24 protein-coding genes are annotated in these 20,554 nt (G+C 70.2%); 15 read left to right on the top strand and 9 right to left on the bottom strand.

Annotation, left to right across the window (positions count from 1 at the left end; all coding sequences use genetic code 11):
* The 3 genes from ACRDP3_RS26640 to amaP all read left to right on the top strand — a co-directional run.
* Positions 1 to 293 (top strand): Asp23/Gls24 family envelope stress response protein (locus tag ACRDP3_RS26640; protein WP_431519562.1); only part of this gene is annotated, 293 nt, incomplete at its 5' end.
* A gap of 20 nt (positions 294 to 313) precedes the next feature.
* Positions 314 to 967, top strand: a complete 654-nt coding sequence (locus ACRDP3_RS26645; protein WP_431519583.1) for a DUF6286 domain-containing protein — start codon at positions 314 to 316, stop codon at positions 965 to 967.
* 6 nt (positions 968 to 973) lie between these two features.
* Positions 974 to 1,579, top strand: coding sequence for an alkaline shock response membrane anchor protein AmaP (gene amaP / locus ACRDP3_RS26650; RefSeq protein ID WP_431519584.1), 606 nt, complete (start codon positions 974 to 976; stop codon positions 1,577 to 1,579).
* Between the two features lie 45 nt (positions 1,580 to 1,624).
* On the opposite strand, the gene ACRDP3_RS26655 is transcribed toward amaP, so the two are convergent.
* From ACRDP3_RS26655 to ACRDP3_RS26665, 3 genes are read right to left on the bottom strand one after another with little or no spacing between them, the layout of a single operon-like run.
* Positions 1,625 to 2,389: an SDR family oxidoreductase gene (locus tag ACRDP3_RS26655; protein WP_431519563.1), complete on the bottom strand. Its 765-nt coding sequence runs from the start codon at positions 2,387 to 2,389 to the stop codon at positions 1,625 to 1,627.
* A 4-nt stretch (positions 2,390 to 2,393) separates the two neighbouring features.
* Complete coding sequence (locus tag ACRDP3_RS26660; RefSeq protein WP_431519564.1) at positions 2,394 to 3,233, bottom strand: SURF1 family cytochrome oxidase biogenesis protein; 840 nt, start codon at positions 3,231 to 3,233, stop codon at positions 2,394 to 2,396.
* Between the two features lie 26 nt (positions 3,234 to 3,259).
* Complete coding sequence (locus ACRDP3_RS26665; RefSeq protein WP_431519565.1) at positions 3,260 to 4,351, bottom strand: DEDDh family exonuclease; 1,092 nt, start codon at positions 4,349 to 4,351, stop codon at positions 3,260 to 3,262.
* Between the two features lie 231 nt (positions 4,352 to 4,582).
* Between ACRDP3_RS26665 and ACRDP3_RS26670 the strand changes: the two genes are divergently transcribed.
* Positions 4,583 to 5,500, top strand: coding sequence for a sterol desaturase family protein (locus tag ACRDP3_RS26670; RefSeq protein ID WP_431519566.1), 918 nt, complete (start codon positions 4,583 to 4,585; stop codon positions 5,498 to 5,500).
* A gap of 3 nt (positions 5,501 to 5,503) precedes the next feature.
* On the opposite strand, the gene ACRDP3_RS26675 is transcribed toward ACRDP3_RS26670, so the two are convergent.
* Positions 5,504 to 7,000, bottom strand: a complete 1,497-nt coding sequence (locus tag ACRDP3_RS26675) for a S8 family peptidase (protein WP_431519567.1) — start codon at positions 6,998 to 7,000, stop codon at positions 5,504 to 5,506.
* Positions 7,001 to 7,309: 309 nt separating this feature from the next.
* Between ACRDP3_RS26675 and ACRDP3_RS26680 the strand changes: the two genes are divergently transcribed.
* The 3 genes from ACRDP3_RS26680 to moaA all read left to right on the top strand — a co-directional run bounded on the left by ACRDP3_RS26680 (position 7,310) and on the right by moaA (position 10,432).
* On the top strand, positions 7,310 to 7,657 hold the full coding sequence (locus tag ACRDP3_RS26680; protein WP_431519568.1) for a DUF485 domain-containing protein: 348 nt from the start codon (positions 7,310 to 7,312) through the stop codon (positions 7,655 to 7,657).
* Positions 7,654 to 9,306, top strand: a complete 1,653-nt coding sequence (locus tag ACRDP3_RS26685) for a solute symporter family protein (protein WP_431519569.1) — start codon at positions 7,654 to 7,656, stop codon at positions 9,304 to 9,306. Before ACRDP3_RS26680 ends, ACRDP3_RS26685 begins: the two co-directional genes overlap by 4 nt.
* Positions 9,307 to 9,442: 136 nt before the next feature.
* Positions 9,443 to 10,432 (top strand): GTP 3',8-cyclase MoaA, encoded by a 990-nt coding sequence (gene moaA / locus ACRDP3_RS26690; protein ID WP_431519570.1) that lies wholly within the window; start codon positions 9,443 to 9,445, stop codon positions 10,430 to 10,432.
* Here the strand turns inward: moaA and ACRDP3_RS26695 are convergent.
* Both ACRDP3_RS26695 and ACRDP3_RS26700 read right to left on the bottom strand, forming a co-directional pair.
* Positions 10,415 to 10,687 carry a hypothetical protein gene (locus ACRDP3_RS26695; protein ID WP_431519571.1) on the bottom strand — a complete coding sequence of 91 codons (273 nt, stop codon included), beginning with the start codon at positions 10,685 to 10,687 and terminating at the stop codon, positions 10,415 to 10,417. The two genes, moaA and ACRDP3_RS26695, sit on opposite strands and share 18 nt — an antisense overlap.
* A 203-nt stretch (positions 10,688 to 10,890) precedes the next feature.
* Complete coding sequence (locus tag ACRDP3_RS26700) at positions 10,891 to 11,247, bottom strand: DUF3099 domain-containing protein (RefSeq protein WP_431519572.1); 357 nt, start codon at positions 11,245 to 11,247, stop codon at positions 10,891 to 10,893.
* Between the two features lie 265 nt (positions 11,248 to 11,512).
* Between ACRDP3_RS26700 and ACRDP3_RS26705 the strand changes: the two genes are divergently transcribed.
* The gene (locus ACRDP3_RS26705; RefSeq protein WP_431519573.1) at positions 11,513 to 11,794 is read left to right on the top strand and encodes a GlsB/YeaQ/YmgE family stress response membrane protein; all 282 of its coding nucleotides are present in this window, start codon (positions 11,513 to 11,515) and stop codon (positions 11,792 to 11,794) included.
* A 106-nt stretch (positions 11,795 to 11,900) separates the two neighbouring features.
* On the opposite strand, the gene tyrS is transcribed toward ACRDP3_RS26705, so the two are convergent.
* Positions 11,901 to 13,316: a tyrosine--tRNA ligase gene (gene tyrS / locus ACRDP3_RS26710; RefSeq protein ID WP_431519574.1), complete on the bottom strand. Its 1,416-nt coding sequence runs from the start codon at positions 13,314 to 13,316 to the stop codon at positions 11,901 to 11,903.
* Between the two features lie 248 nt (positions 13,317 to 13,564).
* On the opposite strand from tyrS, the gene fabG reads away from it, so the two are divergent.
* Together fabG and fabI are read left to right on the top strand one after the other, a co-directional pair.
* On the top strand, positions 13,565 to 14,284 hold the full coding sequence (gene fabG, locus ACRDP3_RS26715; protein WP_431519575.1) for a 3-oxoacyl-[acyl-carrier-protein] reductase: 720 nt from the start codon (positions 13,565 to 13,567) through the stop codon (positions 14,282 to 14,284).
* Positions 14,285 to 14,286: 2 nt separating this feature from the next.
* A complete protein-coding gene (gene fabI, locus ACRDP3_RS26720) occupies positions 14,287 to 15,048 on the top strand; it encodes an enoyl-ACP reductase FabI (RefSeq protein ID WP_431519576.1) in 762 nt (253 codons plus the stop codon).
* A gap of 67 nt (positions 15,049 to 15,115) precedes the next feature.
* Here the strand turns inward: fabI and ACRDP3_RS26725 are convergent, their stop codons facing one another.
* The gene (locus tag ACRDP3_RS26725; RefSeq protein ID WP_431519577.1) at positions 15,116 to 15,802 is read right to left on the bottom strand and encodes a FadR/GntR family transcriptional regulator; all 687 of its coding nucleotides are present in this window, start codon (positions 15,800 to 15,802) and stop codon (positions 15,116 to 15,118) included.
* A gap of 103 nt (positions 15,803 to 15,905) precedes the next feature.
* On the opposite strand from ACRDP3_RS26725, the gene ACRDP3_RS26730 reads away from it, so the two are divergent.
* From ACRDP3_RS26730 to ACRDP3_RS26745, 4 genes are all read left to right on the top strand, one after another.
* Positions 15,906 to 17,222 carry a CynX/NimT family MFS transporter gene (locus tag ACRDP3_RS26730; RefSeq protein ID WP_431519585.1) on the top strand — a complete coding sequence of 439 codons (1,317 nt, stop codon included), beginning with the start codon at positions 15,906 to 15,908 and terminating at the stop codon, positions 17,220 to 17,222.
* Between the two features lie 17 nt (positions 17,223 to 17,239).
* Positions 17,240 to 17,356 carry an SGM_5486 family transporter-associated protein gene (locus ACRDP3_RS26735; protein ID WP_431519578.1) on the top strand — a complete coding sequence of 39 codons (117 nt, stop codon included), beginning with the start codon at positions 17,240 to 17,242 and terminating at the stop codon, positions 17,354 to 17,356.
* A gap of 191 nt (positions 17,357 to 17,547) precedes the next feature.
* Positions 17,548 to 17,790, top strand: coding sequence for a hypothetical protein (locus ACRDP3_RS26740; protein WP_431519579.1), 243 nt, complete (start codon positions 17,548 to 17,550; stop codon positions 17,788 to 17,790).
* Between the two features lie 77 nt (positions 17,791 to 17,867).
* Positions 17,868 to 18,395, top strand: coding sequence for a SixA phosphatase family protein (locus tag ACRDP3_RS26745; protein ID WP_431519580.1), 528 nt, complete (start codon positions 17,868 to 17,870; stop codon positions 18,393 to 18,395).
* Positions 18,396 to 18,486: 91 nt separating this feature from the next.
* Here ACRDP3_RS26745 and serB read toward each other — a convergent pair whose 3' ends face one another.
* Complete coding sequence (gene serB / locus ACRDP3_RS26750) at positions 18,487 to 19,791, bottom strand: phosphoserine phosphatase SerB (protein WP_431519581.1); 1,305 nt, start codon at positions 19,789 to 19,791, stop codon at positions 18,487 to 18,489.
* 260 nt (positions 19,792 to 20,051) lie between these two features.
* Here serB and ACRDP3_RS26755 point away from each other — a divergent pair.
* A partial coding sequence (locus ACRDP3_RS26755; RefSeq protein ID WP_431519582.1) for an FHA domain-containing protein occupies positions 20,052 to 20,554 on the top strand: 503 nt, incomplete at its 3' end.

A 20,554-nucleotide genomic window follows, 5' to 3' on the forward strand; every position in this document is an offset into this window, starting at 1 on the left:
CGCAGGCCGCGCGGGAAGCGCTGCGCACCCAACCCGCCACTTTCCACGTTCCGCCCGGGCGCCGGTACCGGCCGCGTGCGACGGCGGATGTCCGGGAGCGGACCGCGCGGGTCCGCGTCATCGTCGAACTCGGTTACCCTTCCGACATCGGTGCGCAGTGTGCCGCTGTGCGCCGGCAAGTCGCTTCACGGGTAAAGGAATTGGTCGGCATGGATGTGCCGGAGGTGGCCGTGGGCGTGGAGCGGCTGCACTCCGAGCAGCTGGACGGCGAGACCCCCGGGAGGGCCCGGTGAGCGACGAGCGTACCCAGCGGATGCCGACGCTGGAGAAGGACGATGCCGGGCGGGGCGATGGTGCGCAGGCCGGCGGTCATCTGCGGCAGGCCGCCTCCGCCGCCGCGTACGGCCCGGGCGGAGGGAAGGGCGGCCCGGTCCGGCGCTTCTGGTCGGTCCGGGGGCTGCCCGCCGGGATCGTCGCCCTGCTGGTGCTGGCCGCTGCCGTGCTGCTGCTCGGCGACCTGGTGTCCGTGCGGGCGGGTGAGTCCGCCATGGCCTGGCGCCGCACCCTCGCCGATCAGCTGGCGACGACCAGGGTCGATGACGCCAAGGTGCTGGCGGGTGCCTGCGTGGCCGGGCTGCTGGGACTGTGGCTGATCCTGCTGGCGCTGACTCCCGGCCTGCGCGGGCTGCTGCCGATGCGACGGGACATCGCGCACGTACGGGCGGGACTGCACCGTGGAGCCGCCGGCTTGGTGCTGCGGGACCGCGCGATGGAGGTGCCGGGAGTGCATTCCGCGCGGGTCGCGGTCGGGCGGCGGAAGGTACGGGCGAAGGCCCGGGCCCACTTCAGGGACCTGCACGAGGTGCGTGGCGATCTCGACACGGTGCTGGGGGAAGGCATCCGGCAGCTCGGCCTGGCCCGGCGGCTGGGCCTCTCCGTACAGGTACGACGTCCGAAGAAGCGGTGAGTGGAGATGGGCGGGATGCTGCGGACCGTCAACCGGGTGCTGCTCGCGCTGACCGGTGTGATGCTGCTGGTGCTCGGGCTGGCCGTCCTCGCGGGCGGCTTCGATCTTCTGCGGCGCTCGCGTGTCGAGCTGCCGTCGGGCTGGCCGTGGCCGGGTCCCGAGGCGGTTCTGCTGTCCGACGCGGACCGCACCCGGTGGCGGTCGGAGGGCTGGTGGTGGCCGGTCGTCTTCGTGGTGCTCGGCGTGCTGGTGATGCTGCTGCTGTGGTGGCTGATCGCGCAGCTGCGGCGGCGCAGGCTCGGTGAGGTGCTGGTCGAGAGCGGGGATGGCGAGGGCGCACTGCTGCGTGGCAGGGCGCTGGAGAACGCTCTCGAGGCGGAGGCGGAGTCACTGTCCGGGGTGGACAAGGCATCGGTGCGGCTGACCGGACGGCGCACCGCGCCACGGGCCCGGGTGGGTCTGCTGCTGGCGGCGCACGCGGAACCGGGGCCGGTGCTGGCGCGGCTCAGCGACGAGGCACTGGAGCACGCGCGGGCGTCGGCGGCGCTGGAACAGCTCCCGGCCGATGTGCGGCTGCGCAGCGCGAAGCACCGGGCCGAGCGGGTGCAGTGACGGTCGGCGGCTGACGGCTGACGGCTGACGGCCGGAGGATTCGGGTCAGAAGCCGCGCCGGGCGCCGCCGTCGACCGGCAGCATGACGCCGTGGAGATACGAAGCGGCCGGCGACAGCACGAACGTCGCGGTGCGCCCGAACTCCTCCGGTGTCCCATAGCGGCGCAGCGGGATCGCCGCCTCGTTGCGCTCCCGTGCCGCGTCACCGTCACCCGAGAGGGAGTCGAGGTAGGCCAGCCGGTCCGTGCCGATCCGGCCGGGCAGCAGCCCGAACACCCGGACGCCCCGTGGCCCGACCTCGTTCGCGAGTGTCTTGGCGAAGCCCGCCAGGCCGGGGCGCAGACCGTTGGAGACCGCGAGTCCCGGGATCGGTTCGTGCACGGAACCGGAGAGCACGAATCCGATCGCGCCCCCCTCGCCGAGTTCGCCGGCAGCCGTGCGGGCGAGCCGCACCGCGCCCAGGAAGACGGTCTCGAAGGAGGACTGCCACTGCTCGTCCGAGACCGCGTCGGCGGGTACGCCCGCGGGCGGGCCGCCGACGCTGATCAGGACACCGTCCAAGCGCCCGAAACGGGACCGCGCGGTGTCGATGAGGCGGTTCGCGGTGTCCGGCGCCGAGTTGTCGGCGCCGACCCCGACGGCCGACCGCTCTCCGCCGAGCTGGGCGGCGGCGGAAGCGGCGGCCTCGTCCGTACGGCCGGAGACGACCACCTTGGCTCCTTCGGCGACCAACTGCTCGGCCGTCGCGAAGCCGAGCCCACGGGTGGCGCCGGTGATGACGTAGACACGGTCCTTCAGCCCAAGATCCATGGCTTCAGTGTGCGCCACCGCGCGCGGCGGGAGTACGGGGGGTCTCCGCCTCGTGCCCCGCGTCAGCCGCGCCGGCCGTCTTCGCGAAGCGGTCCCGGCGGTCCCGGAATTCGCGGCGTACGAGGACGAACCAGCCGACCGGGACCGCCGCCGAGAAGAGCCACCACTGGACCGCGTAGGCCATGTGCGCGCCGATACTGCTGTGATCGGGCTCCGGGATCCGCTCCGGCTGCCGGGTGTCCGGCTTCGGTGAGGTCGCCGTCAGCTGGAGGTAGCCGCCCAGCACGGATCTGCCCAGCGCCTCGGCCTGCTGCCGGCTGTTGATCAGCATCACCTGCCGGGGCGGCAGGCCCGGTTTGTCCTTGATACCGCTGGCCGCGCTCGTCTCGTCGGCCATGATCCGGCCGGTGACGGTGACCTGGCCGCGCGGCGGCCTCGGTACCCGGGGAAACTCGGTCAGGTCGCCGCCGGCTTCGATCCAGCCCCGGTTGACCAGCACAGCCGTGCCGTCCCGCTGGATCAGCGGGGTGAGCACGAAGTAACCGATGGACTGCTGGTCGGCGCCCGTGCGCTGCCGCACCACGACCTCGTGCTCCGTGTCGTAGCGGCCGGTCGCGGTGACCGTGCGGAAATGATCGTCCGCGGCGGGTTCGCGCCCCGGCCCGGTGAGCTGCCCGATGGGTACCGGCGAAGCGGTGAGACTCTTGGTGATCAACTCGTTGTGCGCCACCCGCGACTCGTGCCGGTGCAGCTGCCAGAAGCCCAGTTCGATCATCGCGGGGATGAGAGCGAGGCCGATGAGGGTGAGGATCACCCACTGCCGGGACAACAGGAAGCGGTACACGCCTATGGACGGTACTCGGCGGCCGGTCAGCTCCCCGGCGCGGGGGCTGCTGGGGCCACATTCTGGAGGAGCTGGCTGAAGGCGGCCTCGTCCAGCACCGGCGTGCCGAAGGTCTGCGCCTTGACGACCTTGCCCGTGAGGCCGTCCGGATCGTTGGTGACCAGCACACTGGTCAGACGCGAGACGCTGGTCGCGATGTGCAGTCCCGCCTCGATGGCCCGGTCCTCCAGCAGTTCGCGCTCGACGGATGTGTCTCCCGAGATGGCCACCCGCATCCCCTGGACGAGCCGCCCACCCGGCTCGTATCGCCCCGGGTTGGGGTGGGGACAGGCGGGCCGTTTCCGTGCGGGGCGCCAGCCGCGTGCGTACGGGCGCGAGCCCCAACCGTTATCACCGCCGTAAGCACCGCTGTGGCCACCACCCCCGGCCGGCGTCACGGCGTCCGACCACTCCGACAGCGGCCGGCAGGCGAGCAGCGGCAGCCGTACCTTCTGCTGGACGGCGAGATGGAGGCTGGGGCGGAACGCCTCGGCCAGCACCCGCGCGTCGTCCAGCGCGTGGTGCGCGCGCCGCTGGGAGACGCCGTAGTGCGCGGCGAGCGACTCCAGCTTGTGGTTGGGGAGCGGGAGGGAGAGCTCCTTGGCGAGGGCGATGGTGCACAACCGCTGCCGCACGGGCACCGTGCGGCGTGCGCGTGCGTACTCCCGCGCGATCATCGACCAGTCGAAGATCGCGTTGTGGGCGACCAGGACGCGGTCCTCCAGCCGGGCGGCGAAGTCGTCGGCGATCTCGTCGAAGAGCGGTGCGTCGGCGAGGAATTCGGAGGTGAGCCCGTGGATCCAGGTGGGGCCGGGGTCGCGCTGCGGGTTCACCGGCGAATACCAGTGGTCCTCCACGTTGCCCCGGGCGTCCAGCCGGTAGACGGCGGCGGACACGATGCGGTCGTCACGTGCCAGGCCGGTGGTCTCGACGTCCACCACCGCGAACCCCGCCGGATAGCCGGCGGGCCAGCCGGGCCCGCTGCCCGGGTCGACGGCGGGTGACTGAGAGGGGATACGAGGCGCCGTTGCCGTCTCGTCCGCCGGTTCGCCGGGGCGTGCCGTCTGGTCTCCGAGCATGGTCACAGAGAATACGGGTCGGCACTGACAGTTCCGGCAGCGCGTGCGGGAGTGTCACCCGAGGGCGCAACATCCGTGCCCGCGCGGCTGTTTCGGCACCGATGGCCTCCGTACGGGGAGGACGCGGCAGCCGGGCCCGGTCCGTGCTCCCGGCCGGCTGACGGTCACTTACTTCATACTAGTCGGTAACAACCCCTAGCCGGGGGCGGCGTCCGCGCCTACCTTGCTGACATGCCGTCTCAGCTGCCCGACGTGGTGCTCTGGTCGATACCCGCTTTCGTGCTGCTCACCATCGTGGAGATGGTGAGCTACCGCTTCCATCCGGACGAGGACGCCGCCGGATACGGCGCCAAGGACGCTGCCACCAGCATCGGAATGGGGCTTGGCAGCCTGGCCTTCGACGCCCTCTGGAAGATCCCGATCGTCGCCCTCTACGCGGGGATCTACGAACTGACCCCGCTGCGGATCCCCGTGCTGTGGTGGACGGTTGCCCTGATGCTGCTCGGTCAGGACTTCTTCTACTACTGGTCGCACCGTGGCCACCACGTCATCCGCATCCTGTGGGCCTGTCACGTGGTGCATCATTCCAGCCGGAAGTTCAACCTCAGCACCGCGCTGCGCCAGCCCTGGACCACCTGGACGGTGTGGCCCTTCTACGTGCCGCTGATCGCCCTCGGTGTGCACCCGGCCGCGCTCGCCTTCTGCTCCTCGGTGAACCTCGTCTACCAGTTCTGGATACACACCGAACGGATCGACAAGCTGCCGCGCCCCGTGGAGTTCGTCTTCAACACACCCTCGCACCACCGGGTGCACCACGCCTCACAGGGGGGCTATCTGGACCGCAACTTCGGCGGCATCCTGATCCTCTGGGACCGGCTCTTCGGCTCGTTCACACCGGAGACCGAGCCGTGTGCCTTCGGGCTCACCAAGAACATCGGGACCTACAACCCGCTGCGGGTGGCCACCCACGAGTACGCCGCGATCGGACGCGATCTGCGGGCGGCGCGCAGTTGGCGAGAGCGCGCCGGGCGGGTCTTCCGCGGGCCGGGCTGGCTGCCCGCGGCGGGCCTGACGGAAGGGGCCGGGCCGCCTGTTCAGCAGCCCGGCCCCCAGCCGGCGGAGTCACCGGCTCAGCGCGTCAGTTCCTGATCCTCACTTCTTGACGGCCGCGAGGGCGTCGACGATCCCGTGGCCGTAGAAGCTGTTGTTGCCCTTGAGGCCGGTGCAGTCGGCCTTGTAGGTGCCCTTGCCGTCGGGGTCGAACTCCTCCGGGCAGGTCACGCTCATCGCCTGGGCCTTCAGGCGCCAGGCGATCTCCTGCGCGCTGGCCTTGGGGTGGTGGCTCTTGATGAGCGCCGCCACACCGGCGACCTGCGGACCGGCCATCGAGGTGCCCTGCAGGTAGGCGTAGTCACCGTTGGGCATGGTGGACAGCACGCCGCCGTCCTTGGCCGGCTCCTCGGGCATCTGGTACCGGCGGTCGCCGCCCGGTGCCGAGATGTCGACCTTGTTCAGCCCGTAGTTGGAGAAGTAGGACTTCGCGTTCTTCGCGCCGGTGGAGGAGACCGAGGTCACCCCGTCCAGCATGCTCGGCAGGTCAAGGCACTCCGCCGGGTTGATGGTGCGCTCGACGGGTGTGCTGTCGTCAGGACTGGAGTCGTCGACGATCTCCTTCGCGGCCAGATCATGCGAGGAGTTGCCCGCCGAGGAGACGTGCGTGGTCCCCTTGTTCGTCGCGTACTTCGCGGCCCGGTCGACCGCGTCGACGAGCGCCCGCTGGTCGTCGTCGTCCTTGCAGTTGTAGAGCCACGGGTCGGTGTAATAGCTGTTGTTGGTGACCTCGACGCCGTGATCGGCGGCGAAGACCATGGCGCAGACCACGGCCTCGGTGAAGAAGAGCGACGACTCCTCCTCGGACACCTTCAGGGACGCGACCTTGACGCCCGGTGCGGCGCCGGCCACGCCGACCCCGTTGCGCGGGGCGGCCACGATGCCCGCGACGTGGGTGCCGTGGTAGTCGTTCGCCGTGTACGGGCGCCAGGCGCCCGGCGAGGTGTCAGCCTTGCCGCCCACACAGTTGGCGGACTGGCCGGCCGAGAAGTTGGCCTTGAGGTCCGGGTGGGTGTCATCGACACCGGTGTCGATGACACCGACGGTGACCTTCTTGCTGCCCTGGCTGATCCTGCTGGCCTCGTCGGCCCGGATGATCCGCTTGTCCCACTGCAGGGACTCCAGCGGTTCCTCGCCCGCCGCCTTGGCCGCTGCCTTCGCCTCGGCGCCGGTCGCCGACTTGGGGACCTTCAGGTACTTCGGCTTGCCGACGTCTGTGGTGCTGGCGGCCTTGAGCGGGGCGGTACGGGTCGCGCCCGCCGTGTCGACGCCCTCGACCGCGCGCATCGTGTCGCCGAACCCGGCGTTCGCCGAGTGCGCCACGATCACGCCTATCTGCTCGTACGAGGTGACGACCGTGCCGTCAGCCTTCGCTATCTCCTTCTTCACGCGCTCTATGGTGCCGGCGTCCGCCTTGGTATTGACGACGTAGCTCAGCTTCTCGCCATCCGCCTGCGATTCGGCGGGCGCGTCCTGGCCACTCGCCACGGCGGCTCCCGCCAGTGCGAGCGAAGCGGTCAGAACCAGTCCCAGCGGCATCGCAAGCGCGCGCCACCGTCTGGAAGGTTGTGATTCCACGGGGTCTCCATGTCGTCCGAAGTTGACCACAGAGCTGGGAACTTAGCGCTGATCGGAGCGGCGCAGCAATGGATTCGCAAAGATGATGCCGGTACGTCACCATCTCTCTTTCGGGTTTCAACGACCAACCCCTGTTGCGAGGGCCCGGCGAAGATCTACGATGCGGCGCACCGTACTGCTGAGAAGCAGCCCCGACCTGGTCATTTCTCTGACCGCCCAGCACCGTCCCGTACCTTCCCTCACTTCGTGTTCACACCGACTGGAGACACCGTGGCCTCAGTACCGGAGAATGAGAGGTCCGGCCCGCCCGACGGCCCGGACTACACGCAGGTGCAGCAGAGCACCGAGTTCGGCGCCCTGCGCAGCACCTACCGCTCCTTCGCATTTCCCCTCACCGTCGCCTTCATCGTCTGGTATCTGCTGTATGTGATGCTCTCGAACTACGCGGGCGGGTTCATGGCGACCAAGGTCGTCGGCAATATCAACATCGCCTTCGTCTTCGGTCTCGCCCAGTTCCTCACCACCTTCCTGATCGCCTGGTGGTACTCCCGGCACGCCGCGGCCAAGCTCGACCCGAAGTCCCGGGCGATCAAGTCCCGACTGGAGGGTGAAGCATGAGCCTCACACAGCCGCTCGCCGCGGCCCCGGCGCATCTGCAGCTCGCGGCCGAAGGCGCCAGCCAGCACCGCACCTTGATCGTCACACTGTTCACGGTCTTCGTCCTCATCACCCTCGGCGTCACGGTGTGGGCGGGGCGCAGGACCAAGGACGCCACCGACTTCTACGCCGGCGGACGCCAGTTCACCGGCTTCCAGAACGGGCTGGCCATCTCCGGCGACTACATGTCGGCCGCCTCCTTCCTCGGCATCGCCGGTGCGATCTCCCTGTCCGGATACGACGGCTTCCTCTACTCCATCGGCTTCCTGGTGGCCTGGCTGGTCGCGCTGATGCTGGTCGCCGAGCCGCTGCGCAACTCCGGCCGCTACACCATGGGCGACGTCCTGGCCTACCGGATGCGGCAGCGACCCGTCCGTACGGCCGCGGGCATCTCCACGATCATCGTCTCGATCTTCTACCTGCTGGCCCAGATGGTCGGGGCGGGCGCGCTCGTAGCGCTGCTGCTGGGCATCACCGGGGAGACGGGGAAGAACCTCATCGTCGTGTTCGTCGGTATTGTCATGATTCTTTACGTGACGATCGGCGGCATGAAGGGCACCACCTGGGTGCAGATGATCAAGGCGTGCCTGCTCATCGGCGGCACTCTCATCGTCACGGTGCTGGTCTTCCACAAGTTCAACTACAACCTCTCCAGCCTGCTCGGCGCCGCCGCGGAGAACAGCGGCAAGGGGAAGGCCTTCCTCGAGCCGGGCCTGAAGTTCGGACTGACCACCACTTCCAAGATCGACTTCATCTCGCTGGGCCTCGCACTGATTCTCGGCACCGCCGGACTTCCGCACATCCTGATCCGCTTCTACACCGTCCCGACGGCCCAGGCCGCCCGCAAGTCGGTGAACTGGGCCATCGGGATCATCGGCGCCTTCTACCTGATGACGATCGCGCTGGGCTTCGGTGCCGCAGCGCTGCTCTCCCAGAAGACGATCACCGGCTCCGATGCTGCGGGGAACACCGCCGCCCCGCTGCTCGCCCAGGAGATCGGCGGCGGCGCGGACTCGACCGGAGGGGCGATCCTGCTCGCGATGATCTCGGCGGTCGCCTTCGCCACGATCCTGGCGGTGGTCGCGGGTCTCACTCTCGCCTCCTCGTCGTCCTTCGCGCACGACCTGTACGCCAATGTCATCCGTAAGGGGCAGGCGACCGAGAAGGAGGAGGTCGGGGCCGCCCGTATCTCCTCGGTGATCATCGGTGCCGTCGCGATCGGGCTGGGAATCTTCGCCGGCGGGCTCAACGTCGCCGGACTCGTCGCGCTGGCCTTCGCGGTCGCCGCCTCCGCCAACCTGCCGACGCTTCTCTACAGCCTCTTCTGGAAGCGGTTCACCACCCGGGGTGCGCTGTGGTCGATCTACGGCGGACTCGGCTCCTCGGTCCTGCTGGTGCTCTTCTCGCCCGTGGTCACCGGAACGCCGACCTCGATGTTCCCGAGCGCCGACATCGCCTACTTCCCGCTGTCGAACCCCGGGCTCATCTCGATCCCGCTCGGTTTCCTGCTCGGCTGGATCGGCTCGCTGACCTCACGTGACGAGGACGCGAGCGGCAAGAAGTTCGCGGAGCTGGAGGTGCGTTCCATGACCGGCTTCGGCGCGCACTGAGGCGCCGCCGCACCGGCATGGGCGTGGCCCCGGCCACGGAGAGCGGGACGGCACTGACATCCGGCGGCCGGCCGGGTGTCAGTGCCGTCACGTACGCTGCGAAGAACTGGAACCACCCCGTGGGAGGGCCGCCAGCATGCTGCTCGACACATACGGCCGAGTCGCCACCGACTTGCGCGTTTCGCTGACCGACCGCTGCAATCTGCGCTGCACCTACTGCATGCCGGAAGAGGGCCTGCAGTGGCTGGCCAAGCCGGAGTTGCTGACCGACGACGAGATCGTCCGGCTGGTCCGCGTCGCCGTGAGTGAACTCGGCGTCGAGGAGGTGCGGTTCACCGGCGGTGAGCCGCTGCTGCGGCCCGGACTCGTCGGCATCATCGAGCGCTGCGCCGCCCTGGAACCCCGCCCCAGGCTGTCCTTGACGACGAACGGCATCGGTCTGGAGCGTACGGCCGGAGCACTGCGCGACGCGGGGCTGAACCGGGTCAACGTCTCGCTGGACACCCTCCGCCCCGACGTCTTCCAGCGGATGACCCGGCGCAAGCGGCACGCCGACGTGCTGCGCGGACTGGCCGCCGCACGCGAGGCGGGCCTCACACCGGTCAAGGTCAACTCCGTACTGATGCCCGGTCTCAACGACGACGAGGCCCCGGAGCTGCTCGCCTGGGCCATGGAGTACGACTACGAACTGCGCTTCATCGAGCAGATGCCGCTCGACGCCCAGCACGGCTGGCAGCGCGACGGCATGATCACTGCCGGGGACATCCTGGAGTCGCTGCGCACCCGCTTCACCCTCACCCCGGAGGGCGAGGAGAAGCGCGGTTCGGCACCCGCCGAGCGCTGGACCGTGGACGGCGGCCCGCACCGGGTCGGCGTCATCGCCTCCGTCACCCGCCCCTTCTGCCGGGCGTGCGACCGTACCCGGGTCACGGCTGACGGTCAGGTCCGCACCTGCCTGTTCGCCACCGAGGAGTCCGATCTGCGCGGCGCTCTCCGCGGCGGAGCGGAGGACTCGGAGGTCGCGGCGCGCTGGCGGCTGGCGATGTGGGGGAAGAAGGCGGGCGCGGGAATCGACGATCCGTCCTTCGTGCAGCCCGACCGTCCGATGTCAGCCATCGGCGGCTGAGCCGCGCTCACCCTTCTCCCACTCGCTGAGCAGCACGGCGTCCTTGAGGAAACCGCGCATGTCCAGGAACGACGACAGGTGCTCGCGGTGCTCTTCGCAGGCCAGCCAGGTCTTGCGGCGCTCCGGGGTGTGCAGCTTGGGATTGTTCCAGGCCAGCACCCACACGGCGGGCGCGCGGCAGCCCTTGGCGGAGCAGATGGGAGTCTCTGGCTCCTCGGCGGCGGGGAAGGGAAACGAAGGAAACGAAGTAGACACGGTCCCTATCCAACACCCGGAGCCGGACGCCAAGCGACGCCGGGCAGCCACGGGGGGAGCCGCCCGGCGTCGGTCTGTCGCTCCGACGGGGGATGCGGAGCGCTTTTGAAGTATGGCATGGGGAACCCCGCGCGGTGGAGCGGAACTGCATGATTGATATGAGCATTTCTTGAGGATGGCACGTGGCCTGGCGGGGGACCGGTTCAACTGCGGTCGGCCGGCGGCCCGTCGGGCTCGACGGCCTGCGGTTCCGCTGCCGCTTCCGCAGCGCCGAGCATGGGGCGGGCGGGGGCCGGCTCGAAGGAGGAGGGCAGCGAAGTCACGTTCTCCCGGCCCGCGTTGGCGATCACCACGGCCACGTACGGCAGCAGCGTACCCACCACGAGCGTCACCACGGCCAACGGCCGCTGCACGTTCCACAGCACCACGGTCAGCAGCACGGCAGCCGTCCGGATCAGCATCGAGATCACGTAGCGCCGCTGCCTGCCGCGGACGTCCTCCGCCAGACTCTGCCGGGCCCCGGTGATCCGGAAGACCTCGGCTCCGCGCTGCTTCCGCATCACACTGCACCACCTTCAGCCGGGCCGGTCCGAGGCCCGCGCCAAGAGCTCTGCGGACCCTCTTCACCGTACGCCCCGGCACAGCGGCGTTCGAGGCCGGGCGGCCGGGCCGGGCGGCCCGGTCAGCGCGGACCCGCTGCCCGGGCCGAAAGGCGCTCACCCGGACGGCGTAGCCCGTCATGCGGTGCGGCGCATACGGCACCAAGCTGACGGCGCACGCCTCGGGCTCCCGAGCACCCGGACGTCAGCGAGTTACGGAGGCACGATGAGCTGGTTGTGGGCGATCCTCGTGGGACTGGTGCTGGGCGTCCTGGCCCGCGCCATCATCCCCGGCAAACAGGACATCCCCCTGTGGCTGACGGTGATCTTCGGCATTCTGGGCAGCATCCTGGGCAATGCCGTCGCCGGCTGGATCGGCGTGCACAACACCAGGGGCGTCGACTGGATCCGGCACGTGCTCCAGCTGGCGGGCGCGGTGGTGGTGGTCGCCCTCGGCGCGCCGCTGTGGGCCACCATCCGCGGAAAGCGACGGCGTGAGCGTGTCTAGGAGGTGCCCTGGGCGGCGTGCCGAGCTGCCGTGAGTCCGGTGGGGAAGGGCCGGGCGGGCCTCGCCCGTCCGGCCCTGCCGGCTGTCCGCGTCCCTCACCCGGCTCTCAGAGCCCGCGGATCTCCGCGACCCGGCGCCCCGCCTTGAGGTAGACCGTGCCGCCCACTCCCGCCTCGGCCAGCTTCTCGGGCACGACCTCGGCGAGCGGGCGCAGCGCGTCCGCCTCCGGCAGCACGATGGACCGCTGGCCGCCCTCGTCGTCCGTCTCGACGATCAGCCGCAGCCCGTTCTGCTTCGCGATGCGGCGGGCGGCGGACGCGCTGGGGGTGAACTCCAGCACCCGGGTGAGAATCGTCGCGATGCCCTCGCCACCGTGCTCACCGGCGTCCACGGCCGGCAGCGTCTCCACGTCACCGAAGGACTTCTTCGAGAACTGCGCGGTGAACCCCGCCCGCGCCGCCTTCGCGGCCTCGGTCCCGTGCAGGGCGCTGACGACGTCCCCGGCCAGCACCTTCTTCAGATCCATCGGGTGCAGGGACTTCGCCTCGATACGGGCACTCGCCAGCTCGATCTCCGCGTCCGTCCACTCGGTCCATGCCCGCAGATAGGGCACCATCAACCGGTCCGGAATCGACATGATCTTGCCGTAGACGTCGTCGGCGGCAGTACTCAGCCCGATGTAGTTGTCCTTGGACTTCGACATCTTGGCGCCCGAGCCGTCGGTGCCCTCGATCAGCTGATTGGTGGCGATCATCTGCGGCCGCTGCCCGTGCAGTTCCATGAGGCGACGGCCCATCTGCATGTTCAACAGCTGGTCGATGCCGCCCAGTTCGATGTCGCAGTCGAGTTCGACGGAGTCCAGCGCCATCGCCACCGGGTAGATCAACTCGGACATGGCCAGGCCCGCGCCCTCCGCGAGCCGGTTGCGGAAGTCCTCGCGCTGCAGCAGCGACGAGGCGGGCACCTGGGCCAGCAGTGTGATCAGACGCGGGAAGGTGAACTGGCCCAGCCAGTCGCTGTTGTACCGGAAACTCACGTTCTCGAAGTCGAAGAAGGGCCTGACCTGGTCCTGGTAGCCCGACAGATTCTTCGCGATGTCCTCGTCCGTCAGCGCCGGGCGTTCCGCCGTACGCCCGGACGGGTCGCCGATCTTCGCGGTGAAGTCCCCGATGATCAGAGTGACGTCGTGTCCCATCCGCTGGAAACGGCTAAGGATGATGACGGGCACCGCGTGCCCGAGGTGTACATCGGCCGCTGTCGGGTCGATGCCGAGCTTCACGTGCAGTCCCCTGCCCTGGGCCCGCTTCGCCTCGATCTCCTCGGCGAGCTTCTCGACCGAGGGCAGCACGTCCACCGCGCGCGCGCCGATCAGCGCGGCCTGTTCCGCCGCCGGGAGATCGCTCAGATCGAGATAACGCCGCGCCCCGGTCTCCGCGAGCAACCGCTCGACGGTCAGGTCGGAGGAGAGGTCCTGGGCCAGCAGTTCGCTGGCGCGCTGCACGGAGTCGCCGAGGCGTGTCACGTTCTGTCCTGGAGATCGGAAGGGAAGGGTCGCCGCAGAGTCTATTCGTGCGTGGTGGGCACGGGTGGACCGCGGTCCGGACAGTGCCGCGCCTTCTGTAGGGATCCCACAGCGCCCCACCTGGCCCCCTGTCACGGCTCGATTCCTTGAAACGGTCCTTGCACGTATAGCTTTCGTACGGACAGACATCCGCCGCCTCCTCGCGACGAGCGCGGGAAGTGCGGAGATCGCAGAAAGGGTGGTCCACCTTGAGCCGCTCGGTACTCGTCACCGGAGGCAACCGCGGCATCGGCCTCGCCATCGCCCGCGCCTTCGCCGACGCAGGCGACAAGGTCGCCTACACCTACCGTTCGGGGGAGCCGCCCGAGACCCTCGCGGACCTCGGGTGCCTGGCGGTCAGGTGCGACATCACCGACCCGGAGCAGGTGGAGGGGGCCTACAAAGAGATCGAGGAGAAGCAGGGCCCGGTCGAGGTGCTGGTCGCCAACGCCGGTGTGACCCGCGACCAGTTGCTGCTGCGGATGTCCGAGGAGGACTTCACCTCCGTCGTGGACACCAACCTCACCGGCACCTTCCGCGTCGTCAAGCGGGCGACCAAGCGGATGCTGCGGGCACGCAGCGGCCGCATCGTGCTGATCTCCTCCGTGGTCGGACTGCTGGGTTCGGCGGGGCAGGCCAACTACGCCGCCTCCAAAGCCGGTCTGGTCGGCTTCGCCCGTTCCCTCGCCCGCGAGCTGGGCTCCCGCAACATCACCTGCAATGTGATCGCGCCCGGGTTCGTCGACACCGACATGACGCAGGCGCTCACCGACGAGCAGCGCGCGAACATCGTCGAGCAGGTACCGCTCGGGCGCTACGCCCACCCGGAAGAGGTCGCCGCCTCCGTCCGCTTCCTGGCCTCCGACGAGGCCGCGTACATCACTGGAGCCGTCATTCCCGTCGACGGCGGATTGGGCATGGGTCACTGAACATGAGCGGAATTCTCGCCGGCAAGCGCATTCTCGTCACCGGCGTCCTCACCGACTCCTCGATCGCCTTCCACGCCGCGAAGATCGCACAGGAGGAGGGCGCCGAAGTCGTACTCACCGGATTCGGCCGGCTCTCCCTGGTGCAGCGGATCGCCAAGCGGCTGCCCAAGGAAGCCCCCGTCATCGAGCTGGACGTGACGAACCAGGAGCACCTGGACTCCCTCGCCGAGAACGTACGGGAGCACGTCGACGGGCTCGACGGCATCGTGCACTCCATCGCCTTCGGCCCCCAGGGTGCCTTCAACTTCCTGGAGGCAAGCTGGGAGGACGTCGCCACGGCCGTTCAGGTCTCGGCGTACTCGCTCAAGTCCCTCACCACTGCCTGCCTTCCGCTGATGCCGCGAGGCGGCTCCGTCGTCGGTCTCACCTTCGACGCGCAGATCGCCTGGCCGAAGTACGACTGGATGGGCGTCGCCAAGGCGGCCCTGGAGTCGACCAGCCGCTACCTCGCCCGTGACCTGGGTTCGCGGGACATCCGCTGCAACCTCGTCTCCGCCGGCCCCATCAAGTCCATGGCGGCCAAGTCCATCCCGGGATTCGAGGAGCTGGCCGACGTCTGGAACCACCGGGCCCCGATCGGCTGGGACCTGGCCGACCCGGACCCGACCGGCCGCGGCATCGTCGGGCTGCTGTCGGACTTCTTCCCGAAGACGACCGGCGAGATCGTGCACGTCGACGGCGGCGTGCACATGATGGGCGCCTAGCCGCCGGCGGCGGGGCCCGGCCGGCTCCGCCCCCGTCCCGGCCGGGACCACCGTGCCCCGGCCGGGCTCAGCCGCGCGCCGTCCGCACCCCGCAGCTCCACTCCTGGGTGTGGGACGCGGCCTCCCGCGCCGCCGCCTCCGGGTCGCCCGCGTGGATCGCCTCGATCAGCCGCGCGTGGTCCATGTGCGTCTCGGGGTTCAGCTCCTCGCCCACGTCGAGACGCAGGAAGGCGCGCATCACATCCCCGAGGTCGGCGTAGAGGGCCGTCAGCACGTCGTTGTGCGAGGCGGCGACGATGCTCAGGTGCAGTCCGGCGTCCGCCGCCACGAAACGCTCCACCTCACCTGACGCCCACGCCGATTCCCGCCGCTCCAGCAGCGCGTCCAGTTGCCCGAGGTCCTGCTCGGTGCGGCGCAGCGCCGCGAGCCGTGCGCCAGAGGTCTCCAGTGCGGCGCGCATCTCGGCGATGTGGCGCGGTTCGGCGTCGGCGAAGCGGCGGTGCATCACGCCGGCCAGCTCGCTGGTGGCCACGACGTAGGTGCCCGAGCCCTGCCGGATGTCCAGCAGGCCGTTGTGAGCGAGCGCCCGTACGGCCTCCCGAACGGTGTTGCGCGCGACGCCCAGCTGCTCCACCAGTTCCGGCTCCGTGGGGATACGGGCGCCGACCGGCCATTCCCCCGAAGTGATCTGGGCGCGCAGCGCGGAGATCACCTGGTCGGCCAGTGCCGAGCGGTGCGGCGAGGACAGGGTCATCTCTCTCCCGGTGTGTGATCCGGCTCTTCCCGGTGGGTTCTCCGGGGCGGAGGGACACGTTAGTGTCTATTCATCCCATGATTCTATGATGGCCCCTATGGCGATGACAGACGACAGCCTGAAGCCCCACTCCGATTCCACGGCATCCTCGGCGGCGGACGCCTCCGGCGCCCCGGCGAGGATCGCTGCCGCCCCGCGCTGGGTGGTGCGGCTGGTCGCCGTCGGTCTCGTCCTCGCCGCGCTCAACCTCCGCCCCGCGATATCCGGACTCGGCCCGCTGCTGGAGGAGGTGCGGGACAGCCTCGGTATGAGCGGCGCGACAGCCGGACTCCTCACCTCCGTGCCGGCGCTGTGCTTCGCCGTCTTCGGGAGCCTGGCACCGCGCCTCGCGCGCCGCCGCGGGCCCGCTCCCGTGGTGCTGGCAGGCATGGTCGCCATCACCGCCGGGCTGGCGCTGCGGCCGTTCGCCGGCGGCACCGCCGCCTTCCTTGCCGCGAGTGCGCTCGCCCTCGCCGGTATCGCGGTCAGCAACGTGCTGATGCCCGTGGTCGTCAAACGCTGGTTCCCCGCCCGTATCGGCTCCATGACGGGTCTCTACTCGATGGGGCTCGCTCTCGGCACGGCATGCGCCGCTGCCGTCACCGTGCCCATGACCGAGGCACTGGGCGGCAGTTGGCGGGTCGGGCTCGGCACCTGGGCGCTCTTCGCCGTGCTCGCGATCGTGCCCTGGGCGGTGGTGCTGAAGGACCGGGGAAGCCGTCGCCCGGAGCCGGCCGCGGCTGAGGAGGCCGCATCGCGGAGCGACCCCGGCACCGGCACCGTGGCGGTGCAGTCCGCCCGTATCCGTATCGGCACCTCGCCGACCGCGTGGGCGCTCGGCGGCTTCTTCGGCCTCCAGGCGTCCGCCGCCTACATCATCATGGGGTGGCTGCCGCAGATCTTCCGTGACGCCGGTGTCTCCGCCTCCACCGCGGGCCTGCTGCTTGCCGTCACGATGGGGATGGGAGTGCCGCTCTCCTTCGTGCTGCCGCGGATGGCGACGCGGATGCGGCACCAGGGTCCGCTCGTTCTCGCGCTGTGCGGCTGCGGTCTCACCGGTTATGCCGGGCTGTGGTTCGCCCCGGCGGCCGGTGCCCTGGTCTGGGCGCTGCTGCTGGGCATCGCCAACTGCGCCTTCCCGCTCGCCCTCACGATGATCAGCCTTCGGTCCCGGTCCAGCGCCGGCGTGGTCAAGCTCTCCGCCTTCGCGCAGAGCACCGGCTATCTGATCTCCATCCCGGGCCCGCTGCTCGTCGGTGCCCTGCACGATGCCGTCGGCGGCTGGCACGCACCGCTGCTCCTGATGACGGTGCTGCTGCTGGGGCAGACCGTGATGGGTGTGCTGGCGGGCCGGGACCGCGTGATCGAGGACGGACGCTGAGTGCGACACTGAGCGGTATGCCAGTGCTCGAACCCCATCCGCAGAACGGGCAGCGGAAGCTGCTCCTGATCGTCGGCCTGATCATCGGTCTCATGGTGGCCATCGGAGTGATCGCGAGCATCGCCGCACCGTGAGTTCTTCGCACCCGGTCCGGGTCCCGGTCCCGTCGTCCCCGCGGGACGATGGGGGTGCTGGCCCCACCATCCCTTAGGGGGCCTGGATCAGGGGGAACTGGGTGGGTCACCGGATAGGACCGGCGCCCCCGTTTCCGTAACGTCCCGGAGTACACCGCCCGGTGATCCACGGAACCAGGGAGGCGAGCCCCATGACGACCGCCCGTGCCCACCCCCATCGCTCCGCGGGGCTGACCGCCGCCCTGCGCCCCGCGCCGCCCGCGGCCCGGCAGACGCGACTGCCGTGGTGGGCCCTGCTCCTTCCCGCGCTCGCCTTCGCCGTGCTGCTGGCGCTGCTACTCGGCAGCGGCCGGGCGGACGCGGCCGATCAGCAGGCCGCACAGCAGTCGTTCGCCCAGGTGCTGGACCGGGTGGCGCAGGTGTTGCTGGGCTGACGAACGGGAGACGTCAGCCCTCCAGGCACTGTCAACACCCTCCGCCCCACCGAGCGTTTCATGCGAAGCTGGGACGCATGAGCGTCGATGTGCCCCGCAGCATTGTCCTTGTCCGGCACGCCAAAGCCGACTGGCCAGAGGTGGCAGACCACGAGCGTCCCCTCGCGGACCGGGGCCGGAAGGATGCCCCGGCCGTCGGCGAGTGGCTCGCCTCCCACGGCGTCAACCCCGGCCTGACCCTCTGCTCGACCGCGGCCCGTACCCGCGAGACCTGGAAGCTGGCCGCCCACCACCTCGCCCACCGCCCGAGGACGGTGTACGAGGAGCGACTCTACGATGCCTCGCCCGGCGAGATCATCGCGCTGCTCAACGACGTGTCCGAGGAGGTCCGGGACCTGCTGGTCGTCGGGCACAATCCCGGCATACAGGGAGTGGCCGAGGTCCTCATGGGCAACGCCGACGGGGACGCCCAGCAGCGGATGGCGCGCAACGGCTTCCCCACCTCGGCGGTCGCCGTGCTGCGCTTCGACGGTTCCTGGAAGTCCGTCGAGCCCGGCAGTTGCACGCTGACCGGCTACTGGGCGCCGCACGAAGCGCGCGAGTAGCCGGACCGGCGCGTACCGGTACGTGCCCGAGTGCCCGGTGACCCGGCCGGCAGCTGCACCGGTCCCCGGTCACCGGACACTCGGCATCGTCTCAGGGACGCCCGCCGTCGGCGCCGCCCAACAGGCGCTCGCCCGCCGCGCCGTGCTCCGCGTCCACGTCGTGCTGGTCGGTGTCCGCGCCGTCCGCGGACTCCACCTCTTCCCGTGTCACGCCCAGCAGATACAGGACGGTGTCCAGGAAGGGCACGTTGACGGCGGCGTGCGCGGCCTCGCGTACGACCGGCTTGGCGTTGAAGGCCACACCCAGGCCGGCCGCGTTGAGCATGTCCAGATCGTTGGCGCCGTCACCGATCGCGACTGTCTGCTCCAGCGGGACTCCCGCCTCGGCGGCGAAGCGGCGCAGCAGCCGTGCCTTGCCCTCCCGGTCCACGATGTCGCCGGTGACCCGGCCGGTGAGCCTGCCGTCCACGACCTCCAGGGTGTTGGCCGCTGCGAAGTCGAGACCCAGTTCCTCCTGCAGCGCGTCGGTGACCTGGGTGAAGCCGCCGGAGACGACGCCGACTTGGTAGCCGAGCCGCTTGAGCGTGCGTACCAGGGTGCGGGCGCCGGGCGTGAGCCGTACGTCCTTGCGCACCTTGTCCACGACCGAGACGTCGAGTCCCGCCAGCAGCGCCACGCGCGCGTGCAGCGACTGCTCGAAGTCCAGCTCCCCGCGCATCGCACGTGCGGTGACCTCGGCGACCTCGTCCTCGCAGCCCGCGTGTGCGGCGAAGAGCTCGATCACCTCGTCCTGGATGAGGGTGGAGTCGACGTCCATCACGATGAGCCGCTGCGCACGGCGCTGCAGCCCCGAGGCGATGACCGCCACGTCGACGCCGTGCTTGGCCCCCTCCAGCGCGAGCGAGGTGCGCAGCGTCGCCGTCCCGGTGCCGGACACGTCGAACTCGACCGCCGTGACCGGGTACTTGGCGAGCCGGAAGATGCGGTCGATGTTGCCGCCGGTCGCGGTGATGCTGGCCGCGATCGCGGCGGTGGACTCCGCGGTGAGCGGCTGTCCCAGCACCGTGACATGTGAACGGCCGGTGCCGCGCGGCCGGTTGTCACCGGTGCCGGAGATGATCTCGGCCTCCAGGCGCATCGACTCGGCCCAGCTGTGCACGGTCGCCCGCAGCGCGCCCTCGGCCGCCCCCGCGGCGGCACCGGGCGCGGTGACCAGGGCGACCAGAGTTATCCGGCCGCGGGTGACGAGCTGCTCGATGTCGACGACCTCGACCCCGAAGGCGGCGAGGGTCTCGAACAGCCCGGCGGTGATGCCGGGCCGGTCCTTGCCGAAGATCTTGACCAGGAGGGTGGGGGTGTCGGCGTACGAGGGCGATGTGGCCGGCGATGTGGTCATGGTGCTCTTACGGTATCCGCTGTGAGCGTGGGCTTCCTGCGGGGGCTCCGCGGCCCGCCCGATGTCCGTGACCGGACTGCGCCATGCCGGTGAACAGCCGGTATCCCCCAGGGCTCCCGCAATGTCCCGGGCGGGTCACGGCTGACGTGGGGTTGTGACATGGGGCGACTTCCTGTCAGGGGTGCGGGCCTGAAATAGTTCCTCACGATGTTCGCCATCCCTAGACCCTCCAAGCAGGGGGTTACTCGGGGGACAACTTTGTGGGGCATGGAGTGCCGGAACTCGTACTGGAATTGAACGGACAGACCTGGACGCTCGACCCGTCCAGGGCGTACAGCCTGGGTCGCGACCCGCAGGGGGACGTGGTGATCGATGACGCCAGGGTTTCCTGGCGGCACGCCACCATCCGCTGGGGCGGGCGAAGCTGGGTCATAGAGGATCAGGGCAGTACCAACGGCTCGTACGTCGGGGGGCAGCGCATCCAGCAGCTGGAGCTCGGCTCCGGGATGAGCGTGCACCTGGGCAACGCCACCGACGGTCCGCGGCTGAACCTCTCGGGAGGGGGCGCCACCGCGGCTCCCGGCCAGGACGTCTACGGCGCGCAGACTGTCGCGCCGGAGGCGCGCCAGGCGGCGCCGCAAGCACCACAGGCGGCGCAGGCCCAGGCCACGCAGGCGCCGCCGCAGCACCCGGGCGGGCCGCCCGGAGGCCCGGGCTGGGGACAGCAGCCGCCGCAGCACCAGCCGGGCTGGCAGCAGCAGCC

The organism is Streptomyces sp. (assembly GCF_050698815.1).
GTDB lineage: Bacteria > Actinomycetota > Actinomycetes > Streptomycetales > Streptomycetaceae > Streptomyces.